This window comes from Streptococcus sp. KR (genome assembly GCF_002238115.1).
GTDB lineage: Bacteria > Bacillota > Bacilli > Lactobacillales > Streptococcaceae > Streptococcus.
The window spans coordinates 1-230 of sequence record NZ_NGVM01000327.1 but is presented as its reverse complement, the minus strand read 5'-3'; the positions used below and the strand labels follow the sequence as shown (position 1 = coordinate 230).

Here is a 230-nt window from a genome sequence, read left to right as displayed (position 1 = left end):
GCCGTTTCGGTATTTTTAACACTCTGAGCGTCAACGATAATGAAGGAAGTTAACGCCGAACGATCCTGCTTGGATCGTAAGGTAGCGACAATTTTTTTAAAACCTGAGTTAATAAAGCTGGTTTATCAGGGGTGGGGGCTTTTGACCAACTCATCCAATAGTAGTAAACGGTGGACCACTTTGGATAATCAGCCGGCAAATCACGCCAAGTACAGCCATTTTTAAGGACA

At 43.5% G+C, this 230-nt stretch carries 1 pseudogene; it reads right to left on the bottom strand.

The window, feature by feature from the left end:
- A pseudogene (locus tag CBI42_RS12145) lies at positions 1 to 230 on the bottom strand (transposase); the annotation flags it as partial.